Source organism: Burkholderia sp. Bp8963, from assembly GCF_003854275.1.
Lineage (GTDB): Bacteria > Pseudomonadota > Gammaproteobacteria > Burkholderiales > Burkholderiaceae > Burkholderia.
Map to the genome: position 1 here is coordinate 106,976 of NZ_QTQP01000001.1, position 26,126 is coordinate 133,101.

The window sequence follows — 26,126 nt, forward strand, 5'->3', positions numbered from 1 at the left end:
ATGATAGGCCTGTGCGCGGAACGGGTTACTGGCGCGAAACTGGCGGAATTGTCAGATTCGCGCGCGGCTCAGATCTGCTCCATCCCGACCCGCGCGAGCGCCGCCAGGTCGACCACCTCGATCTGGTTGTACGCGAGCCGCAGCGCGCCAAGCTTTTCCAGCTGCTGCAGCGCCTGGTTGATCCGCTGGCGTGACACGCCGACCAGCATCCCGAGCTCCTCCTGCGAGATCGCGAGCGCCCGGCCCGTATCCGGGTACAGGTCCGGGTTGAACAGCTGCGCGAGCGACTGCGCGACCCGCGCGTCGACGTCGAGCAGCCGGCTGTTCTGGATCGATGCGATGAATTCGCCCATCCGGTTGTTCAGCTGGTGAATCACGAAGCGCGTGAACGGCAGGCTGCTGTCGAGCAGCGCATGGAAGGTGTCGGCCGGCACGAACAGCACGTTCGAGCGCTGGACCGCGACCACCTCGTACTTGCGCGGCTCGCGCTTGATCACGCTGCCTTCGCCGAACCAGCCGCCCGACGGCACGCCGGAAAACGTGCAGCCGCGCCCCGACGCGTTGAAGATCGCGAGCTTCAGCAGCCCGCGGTGCACGCCGATCCAGTATTCGGACGGCGCGAGCCGCCGCGCGATCACGTCGCCCGCGTCGCGGCATTCGGCATGCGAGTGGGCGAGCACGAGCGCCTGGTGCTCGGGCGCGAGCGCGCGGAACCACGCGCACTGGCCGAACAGCGCGGGCAGCGGGCCGGGCTCGGCCGGCGCGTCGGTGGCGGGCGCGTCGAGGGGGGCAAAAACGTCGTCGTGCATGGGTCCGGGTTTGCGAGGATAGGGATAACGCGCGGCGCGCATCGGGCACTCTGTCGCTTCGATGACAGACGGCCCACAATAGCGCCCGTTAGGCTATCTCGAATTGAACCACATCAAACCGACCCGGGGCGCGTGCGCCTTGACTTTGCATGAGACCGGAGTGCGATGTGTCGAACCGGAGACGGTGCGGAAGCACGGCCCCGGTCGACATGAACGCCACTTCGGCAAACTGGAGACACGATCATGACGCAGATGTTCGAAGCCGGCCTCGACCGCCGCGATGCCAACTACGTGCCGCTTACGCCGCTCGACTTCCTGGTGCGGTCGGCCGAGGTCTACGGCGATCGCCTGGCGATCGTGCACGGCGACGTGCGCCGCACGTGGGGCGAAACCTACACGCGCGCGAAGCAGCTCGCGAGTGCGCTCGCGCAGGCCGGCGTTGGCCGCGGCGACACCGTCGCGGCGCTGCTGCCGAACATTCCGGCGATGGTCGAGGCGCACTTTGGCGTGCCGATGGCGGGCGCCGTGCTGAACACGATCAACACGCGGCTCGACATCCCGACTGTGCTGTTCACGCTGCGCCACGGCGAAGCGAAGGTGCTGATCGTCGACACCGAATACGCGGAGCTCGCGCACCGCGCGGCACTGGAAATTCCGGGATTGAAGATCGTCAGCGTCGCCGACGCGATGCCGGCCGACCCCGCGCGCTTCGCGGGCGCGACCGATTACGAGGCGTTCGTCGCCGGCGGCGACGCCGGCTACGCGTGGACGCCGCCCGCCGATGAGTGGGACGCGATCGCGCTGAACTACACGTCCGGCACGACCGGCGACCCGAAGGGCGTCGTCTACCACCACCGCGGCGCGTATCTCGCCGCGCTCAGCAACATCCTCGAATGGGACATGCCGAAGCACGCGGTCTACCTGTGGACGCTGCCGCTGTTCCACTGCAACGGCTGGTGCTTCCCGTGGGCGGTCGCGGCGCGTGCGGGCGTGAACGTCTGCCTGCGCAAGTTCGACGCGAAGACCGTGTTCGACCTGATCCGTCGCGAGCGCGTCACGCATTACTGCGGCGCGCCGATCGTGCAGAGCGCGATCGCGAACGCGCCGGCCGAGTTGCGCGCGGGGATCGACCACACCGTCCACGCGATGGTCGCGGGCGCCGCGCCGGCGCCGGCCGTGATCGCGAAAATGAAGGAGATCGGTTTCGACCTGCTGCACGTGTACGGGCTGACCGAGGTCTACGGGCCGGCGACGGTCTGCGCGAAGCAGGAGGGCTGGGCGGACCTGTCCGACGACGAGTGCGCGCGGCTCAATGCGCGGCAGGGCGTGCGCTACCACCTGGAGGCGGGCGCGACGGTGCTCGATCCGGACACGATGACGCCGGTGCCGGCCGACGGCGAGACGCTCGGCGAGATCATGTTTCGCGGCAACATCTGCATGAAGGGCTACCTGAAGAACCCGCACGCAACGGACGAAGCATTCCACGGCGGCTGGTTCCATACCGGCGATCTCGCGGTGCTGTCGCCGGACGGCTATATCCGGATCAAGGATCGCAAGAAGGACATCATCATTTCGGGCGGCGAAAACATCTCGAGCATCGAGGTTGAGGACGCGCTGTACCGGCATCCGGCGGTCGCGGTCGCGGCGGTGGTCGCGATGCCGGACCCGAAGTGGGGCGAGGTGCCGTGCGCATTCGTCGAGTTGCGCGAAGGCGCGAGCGTGACCGAGCAGGAGATCATCGCGCATTGCAAGCAGTTGCTCGCGGGCTTCAAGGTGCCGAAGGTCGTGCGCTTCGGCGAGCTGCCGAAGACGTCGACCGGCAAGATCCAGAAATTCCAGCTGCGCAATGCGGTCGGTTCGGACAAGGCGATCGACCTGGCCGGGGACGCGAAGAAGTGAGTTGGCGCGGCGTGGCGCATTCCGTCCCGTTTCAACGCGGAATCCGCCACGCAATCCGCCACACAATCGCCAGAGCGCGCCCGATCAGTTCCACCCGGCCATCAGCGCGCCCATCCCGACGAGCAGGCCGCCCGTCACCCGGTTCATCGCGCGCATCCGCGCCGGCCGCTGCAAGGTCCGGCTCAGCCGGTGCGAGAACAACGCCATCGACGCGATGCCGCCCGCGAACAGCAGCGCGAACGTCGCCGCCAGCAGCAGATACTGAAGATTCACGCTCCATTCCGCGTTGGCACTGAGGAATTGCGGAAAGAACGACGGAAAGAACAGCAGCGTTTTCGGATTCAGGCCGGACGTCGCGAGGCCACGCCAGAACAATGCGCGTCCCGTGTCGGATGCCGGTTGGCCGATCGAGGTCGATGCACCGGCCTCGGCCAGCGGTGCGCGGTTGATCCATTGCTTGCATCCCAGCCAGACGAGATACGCGGCGCCCGCCCAGCGCAGCACGGTCAGTGCGCGATCGTCGATATGCAGAAGCGAATTCAGGCAGAGCGCGGTCAGCGCGAGTTGCAGCAGCACGGCGAGCGTGCCGCCCCAGACGCAAGGCAGCGCACGCCGCCAGCCGGCGCGCAGCGCTTGATTCATCGTGAGCAGGTTGACGGGGCCGGGGGCGTAGACGAGAACGATGGAAGCGGCGAGGAACGAGAGGTAGAGCCGGAACGACATGACGAAGTGCAAGGACAGGGAAGCAGGCACCGCCCGTGCGCAGTCGGTGTTGCGCACGGGCGGCGGATATCGAATGCCCGCCAGCCCGGCACCGCAACTCGTGATCGCGGCCGTGCGTCCCGATGCGAAGGGGTTGTCGCGGGGAGCGTGCCGGGCAACAGGCATGGAGAAAATGTATCAAGCCTGACGCTAAAAATGCTTCCTGTTTTCCAGTGAAATGGCGTGTAAGTTGGAATGCTGTCCAGCTAGAATGTCGATTTACTGTAGAAAATTCTTGACGCCATGGCCGCACGCGAACGCTCGCCGAAAACCCTCGACAATCAGGACCGCAAGATCCTCCGCGCACTGCAGAAGAACGCCCGCCTGTCGAATGCCGAACTGGCCGAACAGATCGGCATGTCGACGACCTCATGCTGGAACCGCACGCGACAGCTCGAAGCCGACGGCTACATCGACGGCTACGTTGCGCTCGTCAACCAGGGCAAGCTGGGCTACGCGGATATCGTGATTCTCGAGGTCACGCTGGATCGCCACGAGGACGACGCGCTCGCGCGCTTCGGCGCGGAACTCGCGGCGCTGCCGGAGGTGCTCGAGGCCTATCTCGTGTCGGGCGACTACGACTACTGGATCAAGGTTGCCGTCGACGGCACCGCCGGATACGAGCGGTTTCTTCGCGAGAAGCTGTACAGGATTTCGAGCATCCGCCACAGCCGCTCGATGTTCGCACTGCGCTGCATGAAAGACGTGCCGTCGATACAGGTGTGAGCGAATGGACGAAAAAAAGCCGGCCATCATGCGGCCGGCTCTTGTCTCGCGTTCCGTTTCCCGTTCAGCGCGGCAGGCGCGCGTGTGCTTGAGCAATGATCTCGCAGTTTTCGAGGTGGAGTGCCCACGCTTCCGCAAGCAGCGAGCCAAAACGCTCGAGCCAGCCAGCGGATTGGTTGGAACGGTCGGAGACATTAGACGTTTGCATGACGAAGCCGTATCAGGGTGGAACTAGGGATTACCCGTGAGGGAATACCCTAATAATAGACCGATCCCACCGCTTCGTGAAATTAGATTTTGTAATATGGGAATTCCTTTCGGAATCTGTTGCCGCGACGCAACATAAACCTTCGTCGTCGGTCATAGGCCGCCGATCCACCCGAACCGCCACGACAGCCGCCGCGTGGCAGCCAGCAGCGTCTGCGCGAGGTCGCTGTCGGGCCCGTGCGGAAAGCCGCGTGACGATCCGATGATGGCGATCACGAGCCGGATGCTGCCGGTGTGATCGAACACGGGCGCGGCGACCGTCGCGATGCCGGGCACCGGCGCGTCGAACGCGAAGTCGAGCCCGTCCACGTGGATCGCCGCGAGCCGCGCGCGGAACGCGTCGTCGATCTGCGCGGCATGGCCCGCGAGGCGCACGGGCTCGTCGGCGAGCAGGCCGGCCAGCACGTCGTCCGACATGCCGGCCGCGAAGCTCCGGCCGATCGCCGTGTTGACCAGCGACATCACGGTGCCGACCTGCAGGCTCACGTGCTGCGGTCGCGCGGATTCCTCGAGACGGATCACCGTCGGCCCGAGCGGGCCGAGCGTCGCGGCCGCAACGCTCATGTCGGTTGCCTCGGCCAGCGCAACGATCTCGGCTTCCGCGTCGCGGGTCGGCGACACGCGCTGCATCGCGATCAGGCCGAGCGCCTGGCTGAGCGGCCCCGCGTCGAAGCAGCCCGCATCGTCGCGGCTCAGCAGGCCGATCTTCAGCAGGCTCACGAGGTGCGGGAACGCCTTCGCGGCCGGCATTCCGGCCACGGCCGCGAGATCGCGCAGCGACAGTGCGCGGCCCGCCGACACGAGCGCGAGCAGCAGCTCGCCCGTGCTGTCGAGCGCATTGATCCCGCGCTGCGCCTTCGCGTCGTCGGCCAGCGCGGGCGGCACGCGCGCCGCTGCCGTGACCGTCGCGACCGGCGCGGGCGGCGCGGCGTGTTCCGCGCCGAGCGATGCGGTTGCCAGCCGCGCCGCATCGCGCAACGCGGTCGCGATCGGGCCGTCCCATCCGACATCGATCGACCCCGTAGAACCGATCACCGTCATCGCGAGCTGCAGGCGGCCGTCCGCGTCGAACACGGGCACGCACATCGCGCTGACGCCGGGGCTGGGCAGGTCGACGCTGCGCTCGATGCCGCGCTGGCGGATCGCGTCGAGTTCGGCCTGCCGCGCGTCGGCGTCCGGCAGCGGCTGCGTGGCGTCGGCGCCCGCGAGCGTGCGGCCCGCGCCGGCCTGGCTGGCCGCCATCGCGTCGAGCTGCGCGGGGTCGCCGAACGCGCGGAACACGCGGCCGGTCGCCGTCGTGTCGAGCGACATGACCGAACCGACGTGCAGGTTGACGTGCAGCGGATAGCCGCCGTGCTCGATGCGCACGATCGTCGGACCGAGCGCGCCCGCCACCGACAGCGCGACGCTGAGCCCGACGCCTTCCGCGAGCCGCGCCGCATGCGGCAACGCGGCCCGATACGCCGGCTGCTGCTCGATCGACATCAGGCCGAGCCGCAGCGACAGCGGCCCCGGCTCGTAATTGCCGGTGATCGCGTCGCGCTTCACGAGCGCGAGGCGCGTCAGGCTCACCAGATAGGTATGCGCCTGCGCGGTCGACAGCTCCGCGGCCGCCGCCAGCTCGGAAAGGCCGAGCGGCTTGCGCCGCCGGGCGAGCGCATCGAGCAGCCGGCCGCCCACCTCGACACTCTGGATGCCCCGCTGCGCCTTCTGCGGCGCGCCGTCCGCGCGATCTTCGTCGTTCTGCACTGCGTTCACCTGAAATCGGAATACCCCGAATGGTATCCGACGCCATTTATCGCGCCGGTCCGCACGTTTACCCGTATTAGACAATAGCAAGTGTATTTGTCATTGACAAACTTAGTGGGCGGGACGATGATCCGGACACTCCCCTCAACACATGGCTCGCAGCCACGGAACGCAACATGGCCAAAGCATTCGCCTCTCAAGCCGATCTGGAAGAGAAGAAGATCACCTGGACCCAGCTGTCCGAGAACGCCTACGCGTACACCGCCGAAGGCGACCCGAACTCGGGCGTGATCGTCGGCGACGACAGCGTGCTGATCGTCGACACGACCGCGACGCCCGCGATGGCGCAGGACCTGATCGCGAAGATCCGCAGCGTTACCGACAAGCCGATCAAGCATGTCGTGCTGTCGCACTACCACGCGGTGCGCGTGCTCGGCGCGTCCGCCTATTTCGCCGAAGGCGCGCAGCAGGTGATCGCGAGCCGCGGCACCTACGAGATGATCGTCGAGCGCGGCGAGGCCGACATGAAGTCGGAGATCGAGCGCTTCCCGCGCCTGTTCGCGGGCGTCGAGACGGTGCCGGGCCTGACCTGGCCGACGCTCGTGTTCGAGCGCGAGATCACGCTGTTCCTCGGCAAGCTCGAAGTGAAGATCATGCATGTCGGCTCGGGCCACACGAAGGGCGACACGATCGTGTGGCTGCCGTCGCAGAAGGTGCTGTTCTCGGGCGACCTCGTCGAATACGACGCCGCGTGCTATTGCGGCGACGCGCAGCTCGAACAGTGGCCGGCGACGCTCGAGGCGCTGCGCGCGCTCGGCGCCGACAAGCTCGTGCCGGGCCGCGGCCCGGCGCTGCTGAACCCGGCCGAAGTGAACAAGGGCCTTGATTACACGAAGGACTTCGTCACGACGCTGCTCGCGCAGGGGCGCAAGGCCGTCGAGCAGAAGCTCGACCTGAAGGCCGCGATGGCGCTCGCGCGCGAAGCGATGGATCCGAAGTTCGGCGAGGTGTTCATCTACGAACACTGCCTGCCGTTCGACGTGTCGCGCGCGTTCGACGAAGCGAGCGGCATCACGCATCCGCGCATCTGGACTGCGCAGCGCGACAAGGAAATGTGGGCCGCGCTGCAGGAGTGAGCGGCATACGACAGCGGGGCGTCCGGGCGGACGTCCCGCTTTTTTTCCGCGGCGGTGGCTGGTAGCCGGTTCGCGCACTGGTACCCGCAGCGGTTCCCGATCTCACAAGAAAGCAGGGCGCATGCACGCCCGCGGAGACTGCTGCGCGCTCGAATCGCGCAGCGCGTTTGGAGAGAGACATGCCCCAATCCGTTCCTGCCGAAGCGGCGGTCGCGTCCGCGTCCGTCCCGGCTTCCGACGACCAGTTGCTGTTCCGCAAGATCGCGTGGCGGATCATTCCGTTCCTGTTCCTCTGCTACGTCGTGTCGTTCCTCGACCGCATCAACATCGGCTTCGCGCAGCTGCAGATGAAGCACGACCTCGGCTTCAGCGACGCGATGTACGGCCTCGGCGCGGCCGTGTTCTACGTCGGCTACGTGTTCTGCGAAGTGCCGAGCAACATGCTGCTCGCGCGCTTCGGCGCGCGTCGCACGTTCACGCGGATCATGCTGCTGTGGGGGATCGCGTCGGTCGGGATGATGTTCGTGTCGAAGCCGACGCATTTCTACGTGTTGCGCTTCATGCTCGGCGTGTTCGAAGCGGGCTTCTTTCCCGGCATCGTGCTGTACCTGACCTACTGGTTCCCCGCGAACCGGCGCGCGGCCGTGATCTCGGTGTTCTTCGCGGGCGTCGCGGTCGCGGGCGTGCTCGGCGGCCTGATGTCGGGCTGGATCATGCGTGACATGGCTGGCGTGCTCGGCCTGTTCGGCTGGCAATGGATGTTCGCGATCGAAGGCGCACCGGCGATCGTGCTCGCGTTCGTCGCGCTCGCGTATCTCGTCGACCGGCCGCAGGACGCCGCGTGGCTCACGCCGGCCGAAAAGGCGCGCGTGACGTCGCTCTGTGCGCAAGGGCAGGGGCGTGATGGAGATCGTCGTGCGCACGATTCGCACGACTCGCACAATTCGCACGATTCGCGCAGCCTCGCCGCCGCGCTGCTGAACCCGCGCGTCTACCTGTTCGCGTTCATCTATTTCTCGCTGACCTGCGCGTCGCTGACGCTCAACTTCTGGATGCCGCTGATGATCCGCGATTTCGGCGTGACCGATGTCGTGGCCGTGAGCCTCTACACGGTGGTGCCGAATGCGGTCGGCGCGGTCGGCCTGATCCTGATCGCGCGCCGCTCGGACCGCACCGGCGAGCGCCGCAGGCACTTCGCGTGCTGCACGATCGGCGGCGGGCTCGCGCTTGCCGCGCTGACGCTGCATTTGCACAGCTTCGCGGCGATGCTCGCATGCCTGTCGATCGCGGCGACGCTGATCTTTGCCGCGCTGCCGATCTTCTGGGCGGTGCCGACCGGCTATCTTTCGGGCAAGGCCGCGGCGGCAGGGATCGCGCTGATCAGCAGCATCGGCATCACGAGCGGCATCGTCAGCCCGTGGGTGATCGGATTGATCCGCACGCGCACGGGCAGCATGGATCTCGCCGTCTATCTGCTGGCCGCGCTGCTGGTCGTGAGCGGCGTCGCGCTGATGGTCGGCGTGAAGGGCGAGCGGGTGCGGCAGGCCTGAGCGGCGGGTTACGTACGGACGGTTACGCACGAACAATCTGCGCGCCGGGTGAACCCGGCGCCATCGGATGCAAGCCACCAAGGAGACAACTCATTTCTGCTCTGATCGCGATCGCGCGGCACTCGGACCGGATGCGCGAACGCCGCCGGCATTTCGCCGCGTGCGCGTTCGGCGGCGCGGTCGCGCTCGCGCTGCTGACGCTGCATCTGCCGAGCCTCATCGCGATGATGGCGCTGCTGTCGCTGGCCGCGATGCTGATCTTCGCCGCGCATCCGGTGTTCTGGGCGGTGCCATCCGCGTACTTCTCGGGGGCGGGCGCGGCGGGCGGGATCGCGCTGATCAGCAGCATCGGCGTGTCGAGCGGGATGATCACGCCGTGGATCGTCGGCGTGATCCGCACACGCACCGGCAGCATGGATCCGGCGATGCTGATGATCGCCGTGCTGCTCGCGGCGTGCGCGGTCGCGATGCTGGTCGGGACGCGGGCCGCGCAACAGGCGCGAGCAGGCGCGTCGCACTGACTTGCGGCAGCGTTCCGCTTCGGCGACGCTCCGAAAGCGGAAGTCGCCGGCAGCTATGCCTGAGTGACCCGCGCGGCCGGCCGCAATCGATGCGGCCGGCCCGTTCGCGCGACGTCCGTGCATTGGCGCCGCACAACCGCGAGCGTCGACGTTCGCCGATGAACCTGTCGCCGAACATCGAATACATGATCAGGAATCCCTGACAGGCCGGATCCGGATCAGCTTCGACATCCGGCGCTTACCGCGCCGCGGCATAGCGCGGCGCAGGCACATCGCTCGACAGGTGCGTGGCCATCGTGCGCCGCGCGGCCTCATACGCGTCCCACTCTTCGCCGGCGTGCAATGACGGGATCGTCACGAGCTCGCCGCGGTCGAAGCCGGTCAACGCCGCATCGACCATGTCGCCGGCCGACATCACGATTTCCTTCGGCAGATGCTCGAGCGGGAGGCCGCCGGTCTGCCAGAAATCGGTGGCGGTCGCGCCGGGCAGCACGGCTTGCACCTTCACGCCCTTGTCGGCGAGCTCGTGGTGCAGCGACTGGCTGAACGCGAGCACGAAAGCCTTGCTGCCGCCGTAGACGCCGTTGAGTGTCTCCGGTGAGATCGCGACGATCGACGAGATGTTGATGATGGCGCCGTTGCCGCGCGCGACGAAACCCGGGACGGCCGCATACGTGAGGCGGGTGAGCGCGGTGACGTTCAGGTCGATCAGGCGCGTCATCGCATCGACGTCGCTGTCCAGCAGCGGTGTATGCGTGCCGACGCCCGCGTTGTTGACCAGCAGCGTGATGCTCGCGTCCTGTTTCAGTTTCGCCTCGACGCCGGCAAGCGCCGTGCGGTCGTTCAGGTCCGCGTCGACGATATCGACGCTGCGGTGCGTGTCGTTCGTGATGCGGTCGGCGAGCGCGATCAGCCGGTCGCGGTTCCGCGCGACGAGGATCAGGTCGTAACCCCGGCGTGCCAGGCGCTCGGCGTAGATTGCGCCGATACCCGACGACGCGCCGGTAATAAGGGCCGTACCTTGTTGTGCTTGAGTCATGATGTCACTCCGTTTCGAACGAGGTTGATGAATGGGTGAGTGCATTCTGGCTCCGCTTCGGCGCGACGGAAATGACGTAGATGGGTATGATTCAGGTCATGGCTTGACGGCTTTGCATGGGGCCGGAGCAACGCGCAGAAGCGCCAGCTCTGACCGACGGGAGAACGGAGATGCACCGGATCGGCTTTCTGATCAGCGACGGGTTTCAGATCATGGCGCTCGCGTCGCAGTCCGTGTTCGAGTACGCGAACATGGTGGCGGGCGAGACCTTCTACACGCTCGACAATTTCTCGGTGGCCGGCGGCGAGGTGCGCTCGTCGCTCGGCCTCGCCGTGGGCACGCGCTCGTTGCGCGGGAAGATCGACGTGGACACGTGGATGGTCGCCGGGGTCAACGATCCGCTCAGTTCACCGGCGCCCGACAGGATCCTCGCGTTCCTGCGCAAGGCCGGCAATCGTGCGCGGCGCATCGCCGGGATCTGCACCGGCGGGTTCGTGCTCGCGGAAGCGGGCCTGCTCGCGCACCGGCGCGCGACGACGCACTGGTTTTACGGGCGCGAAATGCAGAAGCGCTTTCCGGAGATTCGCGTCGAGGATGACCGGATCTATATCGTCGACGGACCGATCTGGACGTCCGCGGGCATGACGGCCGGCCTCGACCTCGCGCTCGCGATGGTGGAAAAGGATCTGGGGGCGGAAACGGCGCGTTCGGTCGCGCACAAGCTGGTGATGAATCAGCGTCGTGCGGGCGGCCAGTCTCAGCATTCCGAAATGCTGGACCTCGCGCCGAAATCCGATCGCATCCAGAATGCGCTGAACTATGCGCGCCAGAATCTGAGCCGCGCGCTGACTGTCGAGGATCTGGCCGACAGCGTTCACCTGAGCCCGCGCCAGTTCAGCCGCGTGTTCACGCTCGAAACCGGGCAGTCTCCGGCCAAGGCGATCGAACGACTGCGCCTGGAGGCCGCGCGGCTGATGATCGAACAGAGCCGGCATCCGCTCGACGTCATCGCAAGGGAAACCGGCTTTCGCGACGGCCGCCATATGCGCGAAGCGTTCATGCGCGGCTTCGGTACGCCGCCGCAGGCGATCCGGCGCGACGCGCGCATCGATGCGCGAAGCGATGGGAAAAGCGCAACCTAGGCCATCGCGCGGGTCAATGCCGCTCGCGCATGATGACCGCCACCACGGCGCCTGTCAGGAACGTGACGGCCGCGATCGACAGGATTGTGGCGGCAAAACCGAAGCGGTCGGCGGTCACCGCGTGACGAACGGCGCGGCGGCATCCGGCGCCGTGCGCGCGTGCTTGCGCTGGCGCAGCAGCGCGACACGGCAATTCTCCCGCGCCGTCTCGCGGCCGTCGTCGCCGAGCAGCACGAGGTCGCCGCGCATCACGTTGAACGTGATCACGTCTTCGCCGGCCGCGCCGAGCGTTTCCGGCGTGTGGACCGAGCCGGCCGGTTCGAGCACCGTCGAGCCGGCGTGCGCGACCCAGTCGTACTCGCGGTAGCGCCACGCGCCCTGCAACGTGTAGACGAATACCTGCCCGTGGTGGCGGTGGCGCGGCAGCGTCCCGCCGGCGGGCATCTTCAGCAACGCCGTCAGCGTGTCTTCGGCTGCATTGATGTGCAGGTACTTGATCGCGAGACCCGGCAGGTCGGGGCTCATCGGCAACCACGGCAGCGCGTCGCCGGGCAGGCACGAGATCGGCGGCAGGTCGGTCGGGAACGGGGCGGACGGGGTCGTCATGGCTGGCAACGGGCGATGGAGAGCGGCGGAGCCGGCATTATCGCAGAGCGGGGCGGACGGTCCGGCCCGTTCGGAGCGTCAGGCGCCCCCGGCCGTCTCGCGCCCCTTCGCATGCGCCGCGTCCAGGCACGACTGAAACAACAGCGCCGCCCGCGACGGCCTCGGCGAGCGCCGCAACAGGCTGACGAACTTGCACTGATAGTGAAATTTGTGCGGCGCGATCGCCTGCATCAGCCCCTTGCTCTCGAAGCTCTCCGCGTAGTGATCCGGCAGGAAGCCCAGATAGCGGCCGGACAGGATCAGCGTCGCGATCGACTCCTGATCGGATGCGGTCGCGCTGCGCGTGAGCTTCGCGCGGTGGCTCAGTTCCATGTTCGGCGAATGGAAGCCGAGCCCCGCGAACGCGTGATTGCGGACCGTGGTCCACGTGAGCTTACCGTGCGGCGCGTCGAACAGCGGGTGCTGACGGCCGCAGTAGAGCAGCATCCGCTCGCCGAACAGCTCGGAATAGACGAGGCTGCCGGAACTACGGTGCGCCGGGATGATCCCGACCTGGTAGCTGCCGTCGATGATCCCGCGCTCGACCTCGTTGATCGACGCGACGTGCAGGTTCAGCGCGACGTCCGGCGCCTCGTCGGCGAACTGGCGGATCGCGTCGCCAAGACGCGCGTTCGGGTTGGTCGCCGTCTTGTCGAACACCGCGATGTGCAGCTCGCCGCCCATCCGGTCGTGGATCCCGTCGATCCCGCTGCGGAACGCCTCCATCGACGCGAGCAGCCGCAGCGTCTCCTCGTACACCGTCTGCCCCTCGGGCGTCAGCGTGAAGCCGGCGCGGCCGCGCCGGCACAGCACGAGGCCGAGACGCGTTTCCAGATCCTTCACGTGGCGGCTGATCGTCGAGATGCCGATATTCAGCTCGAGTTCGGCCGCAGCCATCCCGCCGCACTGCACGACGCCCTTGAAAACCCGCAACAGGCGCAGGTCCATGTCGCTGAGCTGCCCGAGCAGCGCCCGGCTCTTCGGTTTCTTTGCTTGCATAGATGCGCAAGTGAACATTGATATTGCGATATTCAAAAGACTAATTGGCCTCCCGACAATGCGCAACATCATCACAAGGAGGAGGGGCGCGACGCGCCGACCGACATGACCGACACCATCACCGCTCCGCAACAGGAAAACCCCGACGTGCGCACCGACGCCGCGTGGCTCGACGCGCACTGGATGCCGTTTACCGCCAATCGCCAGTTCAAGTCCGATCCGCGCATGATCGTGTCGGGCCAGGGCGCCTATTACACGGACGGCGAAGGCCGCAAGATTTTCGACGGCCTGTCGGGCCTCTGGTGCACGGGCCTCGGCCACGGCCGCACGGAGATCATCGACGCGGTGAGCCGCCAGGTCGCGCAGCTCGACTACGCGCCGGCGTTCCAGTTCGGTCATCCGAAGTCGTTCGAGCTGGCCAACCGGATCAAGGACCTGACGCCGGCCGGCCTCGACTACGTGTTCTTCACCGGCTCGGGCTCGGAAGCGGCCGACACGTCGCTGAAGATGGCCCGCGCTTACTGGCGCGCGAAGGGCAAGGGCACGAAGACGCGCCTGATCGGCCGCGAGAAGGGCTACCACGGCGTGAATTACGGCGGCATCTCGGTCGGCGGTATTGGCGCGAACCGCAAGGTATTCGGCCAGGGCGTCGACGCCGACTTCCTGCCGCACACGCAGCTCGCCGAGAACAAATTTTCGCGCGGGATGCCCGAGCACGGCGCCGATCTGGCCGACCGCCTGCTCGACCTGATCGCGCTGCATGACGCGTCGAACATCGCGGCGGTGATCGTCGAGCCGTTCTCGGGCTCGGCGGGCGTCGTCGTGCCGCCGAAGGGCTATCTGCAGCGCCTGCGCGACATCTGCACCGCGCACGACATCCTGCTGATCTTCGACGAAGTCATCACGGGCTTCGGCCGTGCCGGCGCGATGACGGGCGCGGACGCGTTCGGCGTGACGCCGGACATCATGAACTTCGCGAAACAGGTGACGAACGGCGTGCAGCCGCTCGGCGGCGTGATTGCGACGAAGGAGATCTACGACACGTTCATGGCCGCGGGCGGCCCCGAGTACATGCTCGAGTTCCCGCACGGCTACACGTACTCCGCACACCCGGTTGCATGTGCGGCCGGCGTCGCGGCGCTCGACCTGCTCGTGAAGGAAGACGCGATCGGCCGCGTGCGCGAACTCGCGCCGCATTTCGAGGCGGCCGTGCACGGGCTGAAGGGCCAGCGCCATATCGCCGATATCCGCAACTACGGCCTCGCCGCGGGCCTGACGATCGCGGCACTGCCCGGCGAACCGGCGCGCCGTCCGTACGAGATCGCGATGCGCTGCTGGGCGAAGGGCTTCTACGTGCGCTACGGCGGCGACACGATCCAGCTCGCGCCGCCGTTCATCGCCGAGACGCGCGAGATCGACAACCTCGTCAACGCGCTGTCCGACGCACTGAACGAAGTGGACTGAGCCGCGCTCGCGGCACGTCTTCCGATATCCGAATTCACGAAAGAGTCTTAACGATGAAACACGACAGCAACGTCACCTCCACGCTCGGCCACCTGATCGACGGCAAGCGCGTCGACGGCGGCAGCCGCCTCCAGCCGGTGTTCGATCCGGCCACCGGCGAATCGGACAAGAGCGTCGCGCTCGCGGACAAGCTGACCGTCGAGGCCGCGATCGCGTCCGCACAGGCGGCGTACCCGGCGTGGCGCAACACGCCGCCGCTGAAGCGCGCGCGCGTGATGAGCCGCTTCAAGACGCTGCTCGAGCAGCATGCGGACGAGCTGTGCGCGCTGATCACGGCCGAGCACGGCAAGGTGCTCGCCGACGCGATGGGCGAGCTGCAGCGCGGCATCGAGAACGTCGAGTACGCGAGCTACGTGCCCGAGCTGCTGAAGGGCGAGCACAGCAAGAACGTCGGCCCCGCGATCGATTCGTGGAGCGAGTTCCAGGCGCTCGGCGTGGTCGCGGGTATCACGCCGTTCAACTTCCCGGTGATGGTGCCGCTGTGGATGTGGCCGATGGCCGTCGCGTGCGGCAACACGTTCGTGCTGAAGCCGTCGGAGCGCACGCCGTCGTCGACGCTGCGGATGGCCGAGCTGGCGCTCGAAGCGGGCCTGCCGCCGGGCGTGCTGAACGTCGTGAACGGCGACAAGGAAGCGGTCGACACGATCCTGACCGACCCGCGCGTGAAGGCCGTGAGCTTCGTCGGCTCGACGCCGATCGCCGAATACATCTACTCGACCGGCTGCGCGCACGGCAAGCGCGTGCAGGCGCTCGGCGGCGCGAAGAACTTCGCGGTCGTGATGCCGGACGCCGACATCGGCAACGCGGTGAACGCGCTGATGGGCGCCGCGTACGGCTCGTGCGGCGAGCGCTGCATGGCGATTCCGCTCGTCGTCGCGATCGGTGACGAGACCGGCGACAAGGTGGTCGCGGGCCTGAAGGCCGAGATCGAGAAGATGAAGGTCGGCCCGGGCAGCGGCGACGGCGTCGACATGGGCCCGCTCGTCACGAAGCAGCACTTCGAGAAGGTGACGGGCTTCGTCGAGGCCGGCATCGACGCCGGCGCGACGCTGGTCGTCGACGGCCGCGGCGTGAAGGTCGACGGCCACGACGGCGGCTACTACCTCGGCCCGTGCCTGTTCGACGATGTGAAGCCCGGCATGCCGATCTATCAGCACGAGATCTTCGGGCCGGTGCTCGGCGTCGTGCGGCTGAAGTCGCTCGACGAAGCGATGGCGCTGATCGACGCGCACGAGTACGGCAACGGCACGTGCCTGTTCACGCGCGACGGCGAAGCGGCGCGTTACTTCAGCGACAACATCCAGATCGGCATGGTCGGCATCAACGTGCCGCTGCCGGTGCCGGTCGCGTATCACTCGTTCGGCGGCTGGAAGCGCTCGCTGTTCGGCGATCTGCACGCATACGGCCCGGATGCGGTGCGGTTCTACACGAAGCGCAAGACGATCACCCAGCGCTGGCCGTCGGCGGGCGTGCGCGAAGGGACGGTGTTCAGCTTCCCGTCGAGCCGCTGACGCGCATTCGCTGCGTGCGACGCCGTGCCTGCGTGGCTGGCGTCGCGAACGATCGGTGCAAGCGCCAGGCGCCAGCCCCCAAGCCCGGCCGGAGTGATCCGGCCGGGCTTGATCGCGTCCGACGCACGCATGCCGGATGCGCTCACGGCGTGACGACGTGCCACATGTTGGCGACGTTGTTGCCGTTGCGGTCGCCCTGTTTCAGGTCCTTCGAGAAGAAGTACAGCGGCTTGCCCTTGTACGCCCACTGCGGGCTGCCGTCGTCGCGCTTGACGATCGAATACGGGCCGACGGGCACGTCGGTCGCGCTCGCCTTGTACGGCGGCCAGACGGATTCGCACTGCCCCGTGCACACGCTGGCGTTGGCCTTGTCCTTGTCGAACGAGTAGAGGGTCATTCCGTTCGCGGCGACGAGTGCGCCGTTTTCGACGCTCGTGATGCTCTGCGCCAATGCAGAAGAGGACACGACGGCGAGCAGGGCGGAACTGGCGAGAAGCGCGGCTTTCAAGATCATGATTGCCTCCTGGTTGTCCGGTGGGCGGTCGCGATCGCTCGAGCGTGGCGCGGCTGCGCGGTCCGGGATCGCGATGCGGCAAGCCTCGACGCAGCAGCCCGCGGCGGGCGGCGCGATCGGCTGCGGATCGGATGGCGGGCCACGGGGGCGCTAGATTTCACGATAGGCGGTTTTTGGCAGGGGTGCGAGCCCGTATGCCCATAAATGTTACCCATTGCTCCATAAAAATATTAAAATACGGAGCAATAAGGAATATTGATTGAGGGCCAATCAGCGTGCAGGACGCTTTTTACACAGTCGACGAAGCGGCGCAAAAACTCCGTCTCCATCCGAAGACCATTCTTCGCTTCATTCGGGACGGGAAGCTGAACGCGAGCCGCGTCGGTAAGGCGTATCGGATCCGGCATGCGGATCTTGCTGCGGTCACCGGGGATGCGGTCGAACCCGAACCCGTGCGCGTCACCACGGTCGTCGACGTGCCCGATGCCCGCGCCGAGCTTCATCAGTATGTGGCAAGGAGCCTGCAGGCCTTGCTGAACACGCCGACGGCACGCGACAGCGCCGTACATCTCGAAACGATCTTCGATCCGGAGCGCAGCCGGATCAAGGTCGTCGTGATCGCGTCGCTCGGCGATACCGCCGCGCTGCTCCAGATGCTGGACACCTTGCTGCAGTCGTTTCGCGGATGAGCGGCAGGTCGTCGGACACCACGTGGGCGCGAGGCCCGATCCTGTCAACCGAATACGGAGTAACGACGATGTCCTCGAAGGTGCTCAAGCTCGGCGATCAATGCGTGCTGGTGTGCGCGGATCGCGACACGGTGCTCGCGGGCGAAGCGGACGCGATCACGCTGATCGGGGACGCCTGGTCGCACGAAGCGGCTTGGGTCGCAGTGCCGGTCGCGGCCATGCACGACGACCTGTTTCGGCTCGAAACCCGCCTGCTGGGCAACATCGCGCAGAAGTTCACCAACTACGGCATCGGCCTCGCGATCGTCGGCGATATCGACGCTTGGCTGGCGCGCAGCCAGGCGCTGCGCGCGTTCGTCCACGAGAGCAATCGCGGACGCACGATTCTGTTCGTCCCGCATGTTTCCGCGCTGGAGCAGAGGCTCGCGGCCGGCGCATGACGCCGGCCGGGCACAGGCGCGTTCGGCGCGCGCGCAACGTTTCGCGCGCCGCGCATCAGCGGCTGACGCGATTCGTCAGTGTGACGCCGGCGATCACGAGCACGCCGCCGACGAGCATCGACTGCGTCAGCGATTCGCCGAGCAGGACCACCGACAGCAGGACCCCGAACACCGGCACGAGATTGGTGAACACCGCGGTGCGGGCCGCCCCCAGCGCGCGGATGCCTTGCGAGTACCAGACGAACGCGACGACGGTGCCGACCGCGCCGAGATACGCGATCGCGCCGACGGCCTGCCACGTGAGCGGGGCGGTTGTGCCCGCATGCGGGTCCAGCAGGCTCGCGCCGAGCAGCAGCGCGAGTCCCCAGAGCGTCGCGTAAGTGGTCGATACGAGCGGTGAAAGCCCGTCGAGCGCATAGCGGCCGATGACGGTGTACGCGGCCCAACTGGCCACCGCGCACAGCATGTAGCGTTCCCCGGCGCCGAACGTGCTGTGCAGGTCGGTGAGGGCCAGCACGAGCTGCCCCCGGCTGATCACGATCAGCGCACCGAACAGCGCCAGCGCGATGCCCGCCCAGCGGGACGGCGCGAGCCGCTCCCGGAACACGACCGACAGCAGGAGTGCCGTCGCGATCGGATTCAGCGCGACGAACAATGCGGTGCGTCCCGCCGGCATGCGCGCCAGCGCGGCAAAGAAACACAGGTTGTAGAGAAAGATGCCCGTCACACCGAGCCCGAAGGTCGCCAGAAGCTGCCGGCCGTTCAGCCTCGGCAGGCGGCCTTCGACCTTCCACGTCAGACCGGCCAGCAACAGCGCCGCGATCGCGAATCGCCCGGTCGCGGCCGTGGTCGCGGGCAGCGACGCGGCGAGCACGCGGCCCGCGATGAAGGTGCCGCCCCAGAACAGCGCGACCAAGGTGAGCTTGGCGTAGATGCCGGTGGGCAACAGCGCTTTGGCGGCGGCGGCCTGCGTGGCGGGAGCATTCATGTTTTCGACAAGACGGGACGGAAAATCGTGGGGGCAACGGATCGCGCGGACGCGTCGCGACGTGCATGCCCGGCGAATCGGGTGATCGGCGCAAGCGGAATCATCGAAGCGCCGACGCTGCAACAAGGGTCGTCAGCACGGCCGGCATCGCAAGCGTCGCGAACAGCGTCTGGAATGCGGTGATGCCGGCCATCAGCGGCGCGTCGCCACCGAGCTGGCGCGCCATCAGGTACGACGCCGACGACGTCGGCAGCGCCTGGAACAGCAGCGCCACCGTGAGGGCCGTGTCGCCGAGCCCAAGCGCACGCCCGGCGACGAGCGTGAGCAGCGGCATCGCGACGAACTTGAACGCCGACGCGACGCAGACCGGCTGCAGCCATGCGCGCGCGGCGTCGAACGTCAACGCCGCGCCCACGCACAGCAACCCGAGCGGCATCGACGCGGCGCCGAGCGCGTGCACGGCCGGTTCGATGGCGGCCGGGAACGTGACGCCGCCGGCCTGCATCGCGATCCCGAGCGCGCACGCTACCACCAGCGGATTCGACACGATCTGGCGTGCGAGCGCGACGGCTCCGACGCGCGTCGATCCGTAGCGCGCGAGCACCAGCACGCCGCACCGCGCCCTGGAACACCGACGTGAAGCCGGCGCCGTCGACCCGCACGAACGGGCGGATCAGCAGCAGTGTGGCCGCGATGGCCACTGTCGAGCCGACCAGCGCGAGCGCGAGCGGCGCCACGGCGAGGTCTTGCAGCCGGACGCTCGCGAGCCCGTGCGCGAACAGCGCGGGCAGCAGCACGTAGTAGCCGAGCCGTTCGGCCTGCGGCCAGAACGTGTCGGCAACGAAGCCGGTGCGCCTGAGTCCGTAGCCGAATGCGACCAGCAGCGCGACCGGCATCAACGCGACCAGGACCGCGCCGATCATCGCGGCGCCCGTGCTCGAATCGCGCGCGATGAAAGGCGGGCGGGCTGACGAAGCGTGAGGGAATTCTGTCCTGCAGGCAGCATGGCGACGCGCGATCGAAAGAGTGACGACGCCATCAAGTTAACACGCCGGACCAACAGGAATTATTGTTAATTATCGGGTGTTAAATGAGAAATTCTCATCGATGATGCAGTGACGACCTATGGCCTGTTCACGCTAATAACGGGCTTGCGCTGGCCACCAGAAGGGCCGAGCGCGAGGATTGCGACGAAGCGAATACTCGACGTATTCGCGAGGAGCATGACGCGGCGATCGGCCCTTCTGGTGGCCAGCCCCACAAATGATTTTTTAATCAGGGGAACGTGCGTTGCCGGCCGCATTGCGGCGTCGCGCGTCGCTTGTTTGGCTCGGCCAAACGGCGCTCCTTGCTCCTTGCACTGCAGCCGGCAACGCACGTTCGCAAGCCCGTTATTAGCGTGAACAGGCCATAGTGACTTCGGTGGCGAGCGCGCGCGCGAAGCGCTCCGCAGGACGCGACTGGTGCTCGAGCAGCACGACGGCGCGCCCCATCTGCGGCTGGCCGAACGGCAAGCGGGTCACGGGCGGCAGGCGCGCGAGCGTCGAATCGGACAGCGCGACGATCGCCGCGCCGAGACCACGCGCGACCATCCGGACGATCGTCTCGGCGCTGTCCAGCACCATCTCCTCGCGCACGCGCACGCCGAGACGACGCAGTTCCGCAGCGATCATGCGGCCGGCCCACGCCTGCGCATCGAAACGGATGAACGGCAGCGCCTCGAGCAGCGTGCCCGCGTCGCGCTCCGCGTATTGCGGCGGCGCGAGCAGCCAGAAGCGATCCTCGTAGAGCGTCGTCCAGGTCAGTTCGGCGGGGTATGGCCTGACGGGGCGCGTCGTGATCGCGGCATCGAGCTCGCCGGCAGCGACGCGATTCGCGAGCTCCACCGACATGCCGGCGGACACGTGCACGCGCAACGACGGATGCGCGTCGCGCAACGCGAGCAGCGCATCGGGCAGCGGGCCGGACAGCGCCGTCTGGATCGCGCCGATCCGCAAGCGGCCGACCAGTTTCTTCTCGTCGCTGAGCGCGTCGGGAATCCGGTCGACCATCGCGAGGATCTGTTCGGCCTGCGCGACCAGGATGTTGCCGGCCTCGGTCAGCACGGGCTGCCGGCGCGACCGGTCGAACAACTGCACGTTGAACTCGCTCTCGAGCGTCTTGATCTGCAGGCTCACCGCCGACTGCGTGAGGCCGATCGCTTCGCCGGCGCGGGCGAAGGTCCGGTAGCGGGCGATCGCCACCAGCGTTCTGAATGCGCGCAATGACATGGGCATGCGGACGTGGGCAGCCGGATGGATCGATCGCGGCGGGCAATGCGCCGGACGATCGGGTGGCAAACGCGCCGGGCGGATCGGGCTGCGATCAATCCGCCTGGCGGGCGCGCGCCCGATCCCGGAGGCGGGGCGCGGCAGCCGGCCGGTTCGCGCACATCATGCCTGCGCGTCATCGATCGGGCAACCGGCATCGCGACACGCGCCGGCGCGTGTCGCGATGCGGCGCGTGCCGGTTTGCATCGAACGGCGTGCGCCATTTCGATTATTTATACCCGGGTGATATTGCAACTTCATTTTTATCCGGGTATAAATACGGTCATTCAAACTTCCGACAGATGGTGCTCAGCATGTACTCCAGTTCCTACACGGCCTTCGAAGGCCATCGGCGGCTTGCGACCGGGCCGCTTTCGACGGTGGCACTCACCATCAGGCGCGCGAGCGACGCGGGCAGCGCCGGCCCGGTGCTGATCTTTGACGACACCACCGGACGCTCGATCGACATCGACCTCCGGGGCTCCGACGACGAGATCCTCGCCCGCTTCGGGCAGCCTGACGAATCCCCCGCGGCGGCCGACAGCGACGCCGACACCGACGCCGCCGAACCTCGCGGCCGGGGCCGTCCGAAACTCGGCGTGGTGTCGCGCGAAGTCACGCTGCTGCCGCGCCATTGGGACTGGCTGGCCGCGCAGCCCGGTGGCGCATCCGTCGCGTTGCGCAAGCTCGTCGAAGAGGCGCGGCGCTCGCGTGCGGTGGAGGAGCGGCGGCGCGGCGCGAAGGATCGCGCGTATCACTTCATGTCGGCGATCGCGGGCGATCTGCCGGGCTTCGAAGAGGCCGTGCGAGCGCTGTATGCGAACGATCCGTCGCGCATGCGCGCACTGATTGCCGCGTGGCCCGACGACGTACGCGATCACGCGCTCGCGCTCGCGTCCGGCGATATCCCGACGAGTTCATCGCCCGATCAATCAACCAATGACTGGTTATAAAAATGACGACCTTTGATCTGAACAGCGGCGCAATCGCGCCGGTCGCGGATGAAGCCGACGTCGTCGATCTGCGCGTGACCGGATGCATTCCGCGCGATCTCGATGGCGTGCTGCTGCGCAACGGTCCCAATCCGTTGCGCGGCCGGTTTGAGGGCAACGACATGCTCGCGTGGTGGCCCGAAGCGGCGATGCTGCATGCGATCGCGTTCGACGATGGTCGCGTGACCGGCTATCGCAACCGCTGGGCGCGCACGCGGCGCTGGGCGGATGTCCATGCGCCGGCGCGGGCCGCATCGCTGCCCGATACCAATCCGAACGTGAACGTGCTGCTGCACGCGGGCGAACTGCTGGCGCTGGCCGAAGGCGGGATGCCGCTTGCGATCACGCCGGAGCTGGAATGCGTTGGCGCACCGACGCGGCACGACGGGCTCGCCGGCGGCATGACCGCGCATCCGAAAGTCGATCCGCGCACCGGCGAATTGATCTCCTTCCGCGCCGACTGGAAAGCGCCGTGGCTGCGGTACGGCGTACATGACGCACAGGGCGTGCAGACCGTCGATCTCGAACTCGACCTGCCGGCGCCGTCGATGATGCATGACATCGCGATCACGGCCACTCGCAGCATCCTGCTCGACCTGAACGTCACCTACGATTTTTCGATGCTGTCTCGCGGGCACCGGATGCCGCTGCGCTGGCATGACGAGCGGCAGGCACGCATCGGCGTCATTGCGCGTCACGGCGGCGACGTGCGCTGGTTCGACATTGCGCCGTGCTTCATCCAGCACGTGGTGAACGCGTATGACGGCGACGGCTCGACCGTCGTGCTGGACGCGGTGCGCTATCCGTCGTTCCTGCGGCTCGGCAAGCAGCCCGGCACGTTCGAGGACAACCCAGTGGGCGTGCTGTGGCGATATGTGATCGATCTGGCGAAAGGGACGGTCGCGGAAACGCAGATCGGAGACGGGGGCATCGAATTGCCGCGCATCAACGAAGCGCGAACGGGGGATGCCTACCGGTTCTTCTATGCGGCAGAGCAACCGTCGAACGCCGAGATTCGCGGCGTGGTCCGCTATGACCTCGAGCGCGGCACGGTCACGCGTTACGACGTTCCGTACGGCGACCAGAACAGCGAACCGGTATTCGTGTCCCGTGCGGGCGCGGCGGATGAAGACGACGGCTGGGTGCTGACGTGTGTCTACCGGCGCGTGACCGATACGAGCGATCTCGTGATACTCGATGCACGCTGTATCGATGAAGGGCCGGTCGCGACGATTCACCTGCCGAGACGCGTGCCGGCGGGGTTTCATGGCGCATGGGTGCCGAGGGCGCGGTGAGCAGGCGAGGGCGCGCGGGCCATGAGCGCAACGCAGCGCTAGGCCGCCGGCCGGCGTCCGGTTTTCCGGCGGGGTGCCGGCGACGGTTGGCGTGCGTCGTCGCGGATCGCCGGAATCAGATCGGCGCTGCAGTCGTGCTTCACAGCCGCGCTTCATCGCCGTGCTTCATAGCCGTGCTTCACAGCCGGGTTGTCGCCAGATGAATCGCCGTGGAGATCATCAGCGCGGCGACGAACCCATCGAGCAGCCGCCACGCGGCCGCGTGCGCAAACAGCGGCCGGCAACGTCGGGCGGCCCAGGTCAGCGACAGGAACCAGATGAACGACGCGGCTACCGCGCCGAGCGCGATCGACAGTCGCGCGCCGGCGGGCCGGCTGGCGATGATCGAACCGAGCACCAGCACCGTGTCGACCCATGCGTAAGGATTCAAAAGTGAAACAGCCGCGGTTGCGAGCGCCATGCGCGCGAATGGTTCGGCGGCCCCCGCGTGAATGGCGTCGGGATGCGTTCTGCGTATTGCGGAACGCAACGCGAGCAGCCCGAGACATGCGAGATAGACGATGCCGGCGAGCAGCGCCGCCGACACGATGCGCGGCGTGTGTGACAGCACCGCGGCGAGACCCAGCGAGCCGATCGCGATCAGCAGCGCGTCGCTTCCGGCGCAGATGGCGGCAATGAACAGCGGATACGCGCTCGACAGCGAACGCTTGATGACGAAAGTGTCTTTGGGACCAACGGACGTGAAGAGCGCTGCGCCAAGCAGCAAGCCTTCGACAAGGGCAGAGGTGTCGAGCATGGCCGGGCCGACAACCTCTTAAGCTGAACCGGTGATGGTTACGTTGCTGAAACTATACGCGGATCGGGTTACCAATGTGAAACATGTCGCTGGCGGTGCCCGCCGGGATCCCCGTTGTTACGTTACATCGTTGAATGATTTTGCCGTTGCGGCCGGGTTCGACGGGTCGTGACACCCGCTTACCCGATGACGAACGCCATTGGCCCGGGTTCGCCGGGACCGCCTGCCGGCGGGCCTGAGCGGCCGTAGCCACGGATCCGGCGCGAGGTCGCCCGGATGATTTCAGCGATGCTGGTACGGATTCTGCATGCCGTCGGGCATGCACATCGCGCTGCGGCGGGCGCGAGGAGATCAGACAGCCGGGCGTGTCCGCGGACACGCTCGCCCAACCGCAGAACGGGGCAAACCATGGACGCGCGGCCTAACCAGTCAGACGCGCATTTCCAGGCTTTCCTGGCGAAGCTGCTCGAGCAGCCGCAGCAGGCCTGGAGCGCGAAGCAGCAGATCGAACTCGAGATGGCCTGCACGCTATCCACGGAGATGGTGCGCATCGCGGAGCACCTGCGCAGCCACACCGCGGATTTCGACAACTATCTCGTGCTGCTCAAGTACGCAAAGGTACTCGATTTCATCCTGACGTCGTTGTCCGCGGGCCGGGACATCTATCCGCAGACGCTGCGCACGATCTTCCGGCTCGCGAACCTGAAGGTGAACGAGGACTATCCGGATTGAGCCGGTTGCGGCCGATGCCGGTGAACCCGCGCCGCGGAAGGTGAGCGGACGCGGCCGTGCGCCGGGGGCCATCGACGGCGCGCTCGCGCCCGTCCGCGCAGGACGGCGCGCCGCTTCGCACGCCGATCGTCACACCCACAGCCGATACAGCCAGAACGACTCGTCGTCGGCAAAGCGTTGCACGAATTCGGTCGGCGAGAATCCGGTGATGCGTTTGGCCGCGCGGCTCAGGTGCGCCTGATCGGCGAACCCTTCGTCGAGTGCCAGCGTCGCCCAGTCGAGCGAATGCCCGGCCTCGAGGCGATCGCGCGCCGTGAAGAACAGGCTTTCCGTCCTGACGAGTGCCTGCCAGTCGCGCATCGACCGCCCGCTATACGCCTTGACGCGCCGCTCGATCTGCCGCGGGCCATGCGTGCGCCGCCATTCGCGCGCCTGCCACGCGAGGCGCCCGACCCAGTGCCGGCCCGCGTCGCGGAGCGACGCAAACCCTGAGCCGCCGCCCTGAAGCGCGCGCCAGCACGGCGCGAGATACCGCTCCAGCGCGGCCAGCGCGGCCGCGTCGTCGTCGGCGTCGGTCAGCGCATCGACGAGCGGCCGCCACGCGTCGCCGAGCGCTTCGCGCGCGTCGACAAAGCGGTCGTGGATCGCCGGCAACGCGACACCGAACAGCGCATGTGCGGCATCGGCGGTGAAGCACGCGACGCCGCCGCGTCCGGTCGTCGGCGCCCAGCTCGTCACGGGCTGCAACTGGCTGCCGGAAAGCGTGACGGCCGCGCCGAACGGCCGCCAGCGCGGGCCGTCCGCCGTCCGTTCGACGAGCCCCGGGTCGAAGCTGCGAAACCAGGACAGGCACACGAGCGGCGAAGCCGGGAAATGGGTCAGGCACTGCGCGTCGCTCAGCGCGAAGCCGCGCGTATCGCGGCAGACGATCGCGACGATTGCGCCGTGTAGCGCAGGCGGCGCCGGATACAGTCGGGCGTGAGGCGGCCGGCCGCCGCTCAGCGCGCGGGGCGCGCGCGCGAGCGGATCGGGGCACGGCGGCCATGTGGGGAGCAGACCGGAGGACATGACCGGGCAGTATAGGGAGACGCG

General features: G+C 67.4%; 23 protein-coding genes and 2 pseudogenes. 13 read left to right on the top strand and 12 right to left on the bottom strand.

All coding sequences use genetic code 11. The features are described from left to right. Positions 1–68: 68 nt before the first annotated feature. Complete coding sequence (locus DID96_RS00465; RefSeq protein WP_185732142.1) at positions 69–809, bottom strand: Crp/Fnr family transcriptional regulator; 741 nt, start codon at positions 807–809, stop codon at positions 69–71. 243 nt (positions 810–1,052) lie between these two features. Here DID96_RS00465 and DID96_RS00470 point away from each other — a divergent pair, with 243 nt between their 5' ends. Continuing rightward, a complete protein-coding gene (locus tag DID96_RS00470; protein ID WP_124597311.1) occupies positions 1,053–2,708 on the top strand; it encodes an acyl-CoA synthetase in 1,656 nt (551 codons plus the stop codon). Positions 2,709–2,792: 84 nt separating this feature from the next. Here the strand turns inward: DID96_RS00470 and DID96_RS00475 are convergent, their stop codons facing one another. Further along, the gene (locus tag DID96_RS00475; RefSeq protein ID WP_124597312.1) at positions 2,793–3,431 is read right to left on the bottom strand and encodes a LysE family translocator; all 639 of its coding nucleotides are present in this window, start codon (positions 3,429–3,431) and stop codon (positions 2,793–2,795) included. A 282-nt stretch (positions 3,432–3,713) separates the two neighbouring features. On the opposite strand from DID96_RS00475, the gene DID96_RS00480 reads away from it, so the two are divergent. Beyond that, a complete protein-coding gene (locus DID96_RS00480; RefSeq protein ID WP_124597313.1) occupies positions 3,714–4,196 on the top strand; it encodes an Lrp/AsnC family transcriptional regulator in 483 nt (160 codons plus the stop codon). A gap of 360 nt (positions 4,197–4,556) precedes the next feature. Here DID96_RS00480 and DID96_RS00485 read toward each other — a convergent pair whose 3' ends face one another. Further along, positions 4,557–6,212: an IclR family transcriptional regulator gene (locus tag DID96_RS00485; RefSeq protein ID WP_124597314.1), complete on the bottom strand. Its 1,656-nt coding sequence runs from the start codon at positions 6,210–6,212 to the stop codon at positions 4,557–4,559. A gap of 176 nt (positions 6,213–6,388) precedes the next feature. Between DID96_RS00485 and DID96_RS00490 the strand changes: the two genes are divergently transcribed. The 3 genes and pseudogenes from DID96_RS00490 to DID96_RS00500 form a co-directional block, all read left to right on the top strand. After that, complete coding sequence (locus DID96_RS00490; RefSeq protein ID WP_124597315.1) at positions 6,389–7,348, top strand: MBL fold metallo-hydrolase; 960 nt, start codon at positions 6,389–6,391, stop codon at positions 7,346–7,348. 179 nt (positions 7,349–7,527) lie between these two features. After that, positions 7,528–8,898 (top strand): MFS transporter, encoded by a 1,371-nt coding sequence (locus tag DID96_RS00495; protein WP_124597316.1) that lies wholly within the window; start codon positions 7,528–7,530, stop codon positions 8,896–8,898. Between the two features lie 98 nt (positions 8,899–8,996). Beyond that, positions 8,997–9,419 (top strand): annotated as a pseudogene (locus DID96_RS00500) (MFS transporter); the annotation flags it as partial. A 238-nt stretch (positions 9,420–9,657) separates the two neighbouring features. Here the strand turns inward: DID96_RS00500 and DID96_RS00505 are convergent. Further along, positions 9,658–10,458, bottom strand: a complete 801-nt coding sequence (locus DID96_RS00505) for an SDR family oxidoreductase (protein ID WP_124597317.1) — start codon at positions 10,456–10,458, stop codon at positions 9,658–9,660. Between the two features lie 170 nt (positions 10,459–10,628). Between DID96_RS00505 and DID96_RS00510 the strand changes: the two genes are divergently transcribed. Next, positions 10,629–11,600, top strand: coding sequence for a GlxA family transcriptional regulator (locus tag DID96_RS00510; protein WP_124597318.1), 972 nt, complete (start codon positions 10,629–10,631; stop codon positions 11,598–11,600). Between the two features lie 114 nt (positions 11,601–11,714). Here DID96_RS00510 and DID96_RS00515 read toward each other — a convergent pair whose 3' ends face one another. Both DID96_RS00515 and DID96_RS00520 read right to left on the bottom strand, forming a co-directional pair. Continuing rightward, positions 11,715–12,206: a 2,4'-dihydroxyacetophenone dioxygenase family protein gene (locus DID96_RS00515; protein ID WP_124597319.1), complete on the bottom strand. Its 492-nt coding sequence runs from the start codon at positions 12,204–12,206 to the stop codon at positions 11,715–11,717. Positions 12,207–12,284: 78 nt separating this feature from the next. Further along, a complete protein-coding gene (locus DID96_RS00520) occupies positions 12,285–13,244 on the bottom strand; it encodes a LysR family transcriptional regulator (RefSeq protein ID WP_124597320.1) in 960 nt (319 codons plus the stop codon). A 105-nt stretch (positions 13,245–13,349) separates the two neighbouring features. Between DID96_RS00520 and DID96_RS00525 the strand changes: the two genes are divergently transcribed. Both DID96_RS00525 and DID96_RS00530 read left to right on the top strand, forming a co-directional pair. Further along, a complete protein-coding gene (locus DID96_RS00525; RefSeq protein WP_124597321.1) occupies positions 13,350–14,708 on the top strand; it encodes an aspartate aminotransferase family protein in 1,359 nt (452 codons plus the stop codon). A 53-nt stretch (positions 14,709–14,761) separates the two neighbouring features. After that, positions 14,762–16,279, top strand: coding sequence for a CoA-acylating methylmalonate-semialdehyde dehydrogenase (locus tag DID96_RS00530; protein ID WP_124597322.1), 1,518 nt, complete (start codon positions 14,762–14,764; stop codon positions 16,277–16,279). Between the two features lie 142 nt (positions 16,280–16,421). Here the strand turns inward: DID96_RS00530 and DID96_RS00535 are convergent, their stop codons facing one another. Continuing rightward, positions 16,422–16,787 (bottom strand): hypothetical protein, encoded by a 366-nt coding sequence (locus DID96_RS00535; protein ID WP_124597565.1) that lies wholly within the window; start codon positions 16,785–16,787, stop codon positions 16,422–16,424. A gap of 281 nt (positions 16,788–17,068) precedes the next feature. Between DID96_RS00535 and DID96_RS00540 the strand changes: the two genes are divergently transcribed. Together DID96_RS00540 and DID96_RS00545 are read left to right on the top strand one after the other, a co-directional pair. Continuing rightward, complete coding sequence (locus tag DID96_RS00540) at positions 17,069–17,482, top strand: helix-turn-helix domain-containing protein (RefSeq protein WP_124597323.1); 414 nt, start codon at positions 17,069–17,071, stop codon at positions 17,480–17,482. A 68-nt stretch (positions 17,483–17,550) separates the two neighbouring features. Further along, positions 17,551–17,922 carry a DUF4180 domain-containing protein gene (locus DID96_RS00545; protein WP_124597324.1) on the top strand — a complete coding sequence of 124 codons (372 nt, stop codon included), beginning with the start codon at positions 17,551–17,553 and terminating at the stop codon, positions 17,920–17,922. Positions 17,923–17,977: 55 nt separating this feature from the next. Here DID96_RS00545 and DID96_RS00550 read toward each other — a convergent pair whose 3' ends face one another. From DID96_RS00550 to DID96_RS00560, 3 genes and pseudogenes are all read right to left on the bottom strand, one after another. Further along, entirely contained in the window at positions 17,978–18,910 is a 933-nt protein-coding gene (locus tag DID96_RS00550; protein WP_124597325.1) for a DMT family transporter, read from the bottom strand. Positions 18,911–19,010: 100 nt separating this feature from the next. Next, a pseudogene (locus tag DID96_RS00555) lies at positions 19,011–19,833 on the bottom strand (AEC family transporter). 471 nt (positions 19,834–20,304) lie between these two features. After that, a complete protein-coding gene (locus tag DID96_RS00560) occupies positions 20,305–21,180 on the bottom strand; it encodes a LysR substrate-binding domain-containing protein (RefSeq protein ID WP_124597326.1) in 876 nt (291 codons plus the stop codon). Between the two features lie 341 nt (positions 21,181–21,521). Here DID96_RS00560 and DID96_RS00565 point away from each other — a divergent pair, with 341 nt between their 5' ends. Together DID96_RS00565 and DID96_RS00570 are read left to right on the top strand one after the other, a co-directional pair. Continuing rightward, on the top strand, positions 21,522–22,172 hold the full coding sequence (locus DID96_RS00565; RefSeq protein ID WP_124597327.1) for a DUF2239 family protein: 651 nt from the start codon (positions 21,522–21,524) through the stop codon (positions 22,170–22,172). Between the two features lie 2 nt (positions 22,173–22,174). Continuing rightward, positions 22,175–23,506, top strand: a complete 1,332-nt coding sequence (locus DID96_RS00570; protein WP_124597328.1) for a carotenoid oxygenase family protein — start codon at positions 22,175–22,177, stop codon at positions 23,504–23,506. 178 nt (positions 23,507–23,684) lie between these two features. On the opposite strand, the gene DID96_RS00575 is transcribed toward DID96_RS00570, so the two are convergent. Further along, on the bottom strand, positions 23,685–24,302 hold the full coding sequence (locus DID96_RS00575) for a LysE/ArgO family amino acid transporter (RefSeq protein WP_124597329.1): 618 nt from the start codon (positions 24,300–24,302) through the stop codon (positions 23,685–23,687). Between the two features lie 408 nt (positions 24,303–24,710). Between DID96_RS00575 and DID96_RS00580 the strand changes: the two genes are divergently transcribed. Then, on the top strand, positions 24,711–25,034 hold the full coding sequence (locus tag DID96_RS00580; RefSeq protein WP_124597330.1) for a DNA-binding protein: 324 nt from the start codon (positions 24,711–24,713) through the stop codon (positions 25,032–25,034). A gap of 129 nt (positions 25,035–25,163) precedes the next feature. Here the strand turns inward: DID96_RS00580 and DID96_RS00585 are convergent, their stop codons facing one another. Beyond that, on the bottom strand, positions 25,164–26,102 hold the full coding sequence (locus DID96_RS00585; RefSeq protein WP_124597331.1) for a helix-turn-helix domain-containing protein: 939 nt from the start codon (positions 26,100–26,102) through the stop codon (positions 25,164–25,166). Positions 26,103–26,126 lie beyond the last annotated feature (24 nt).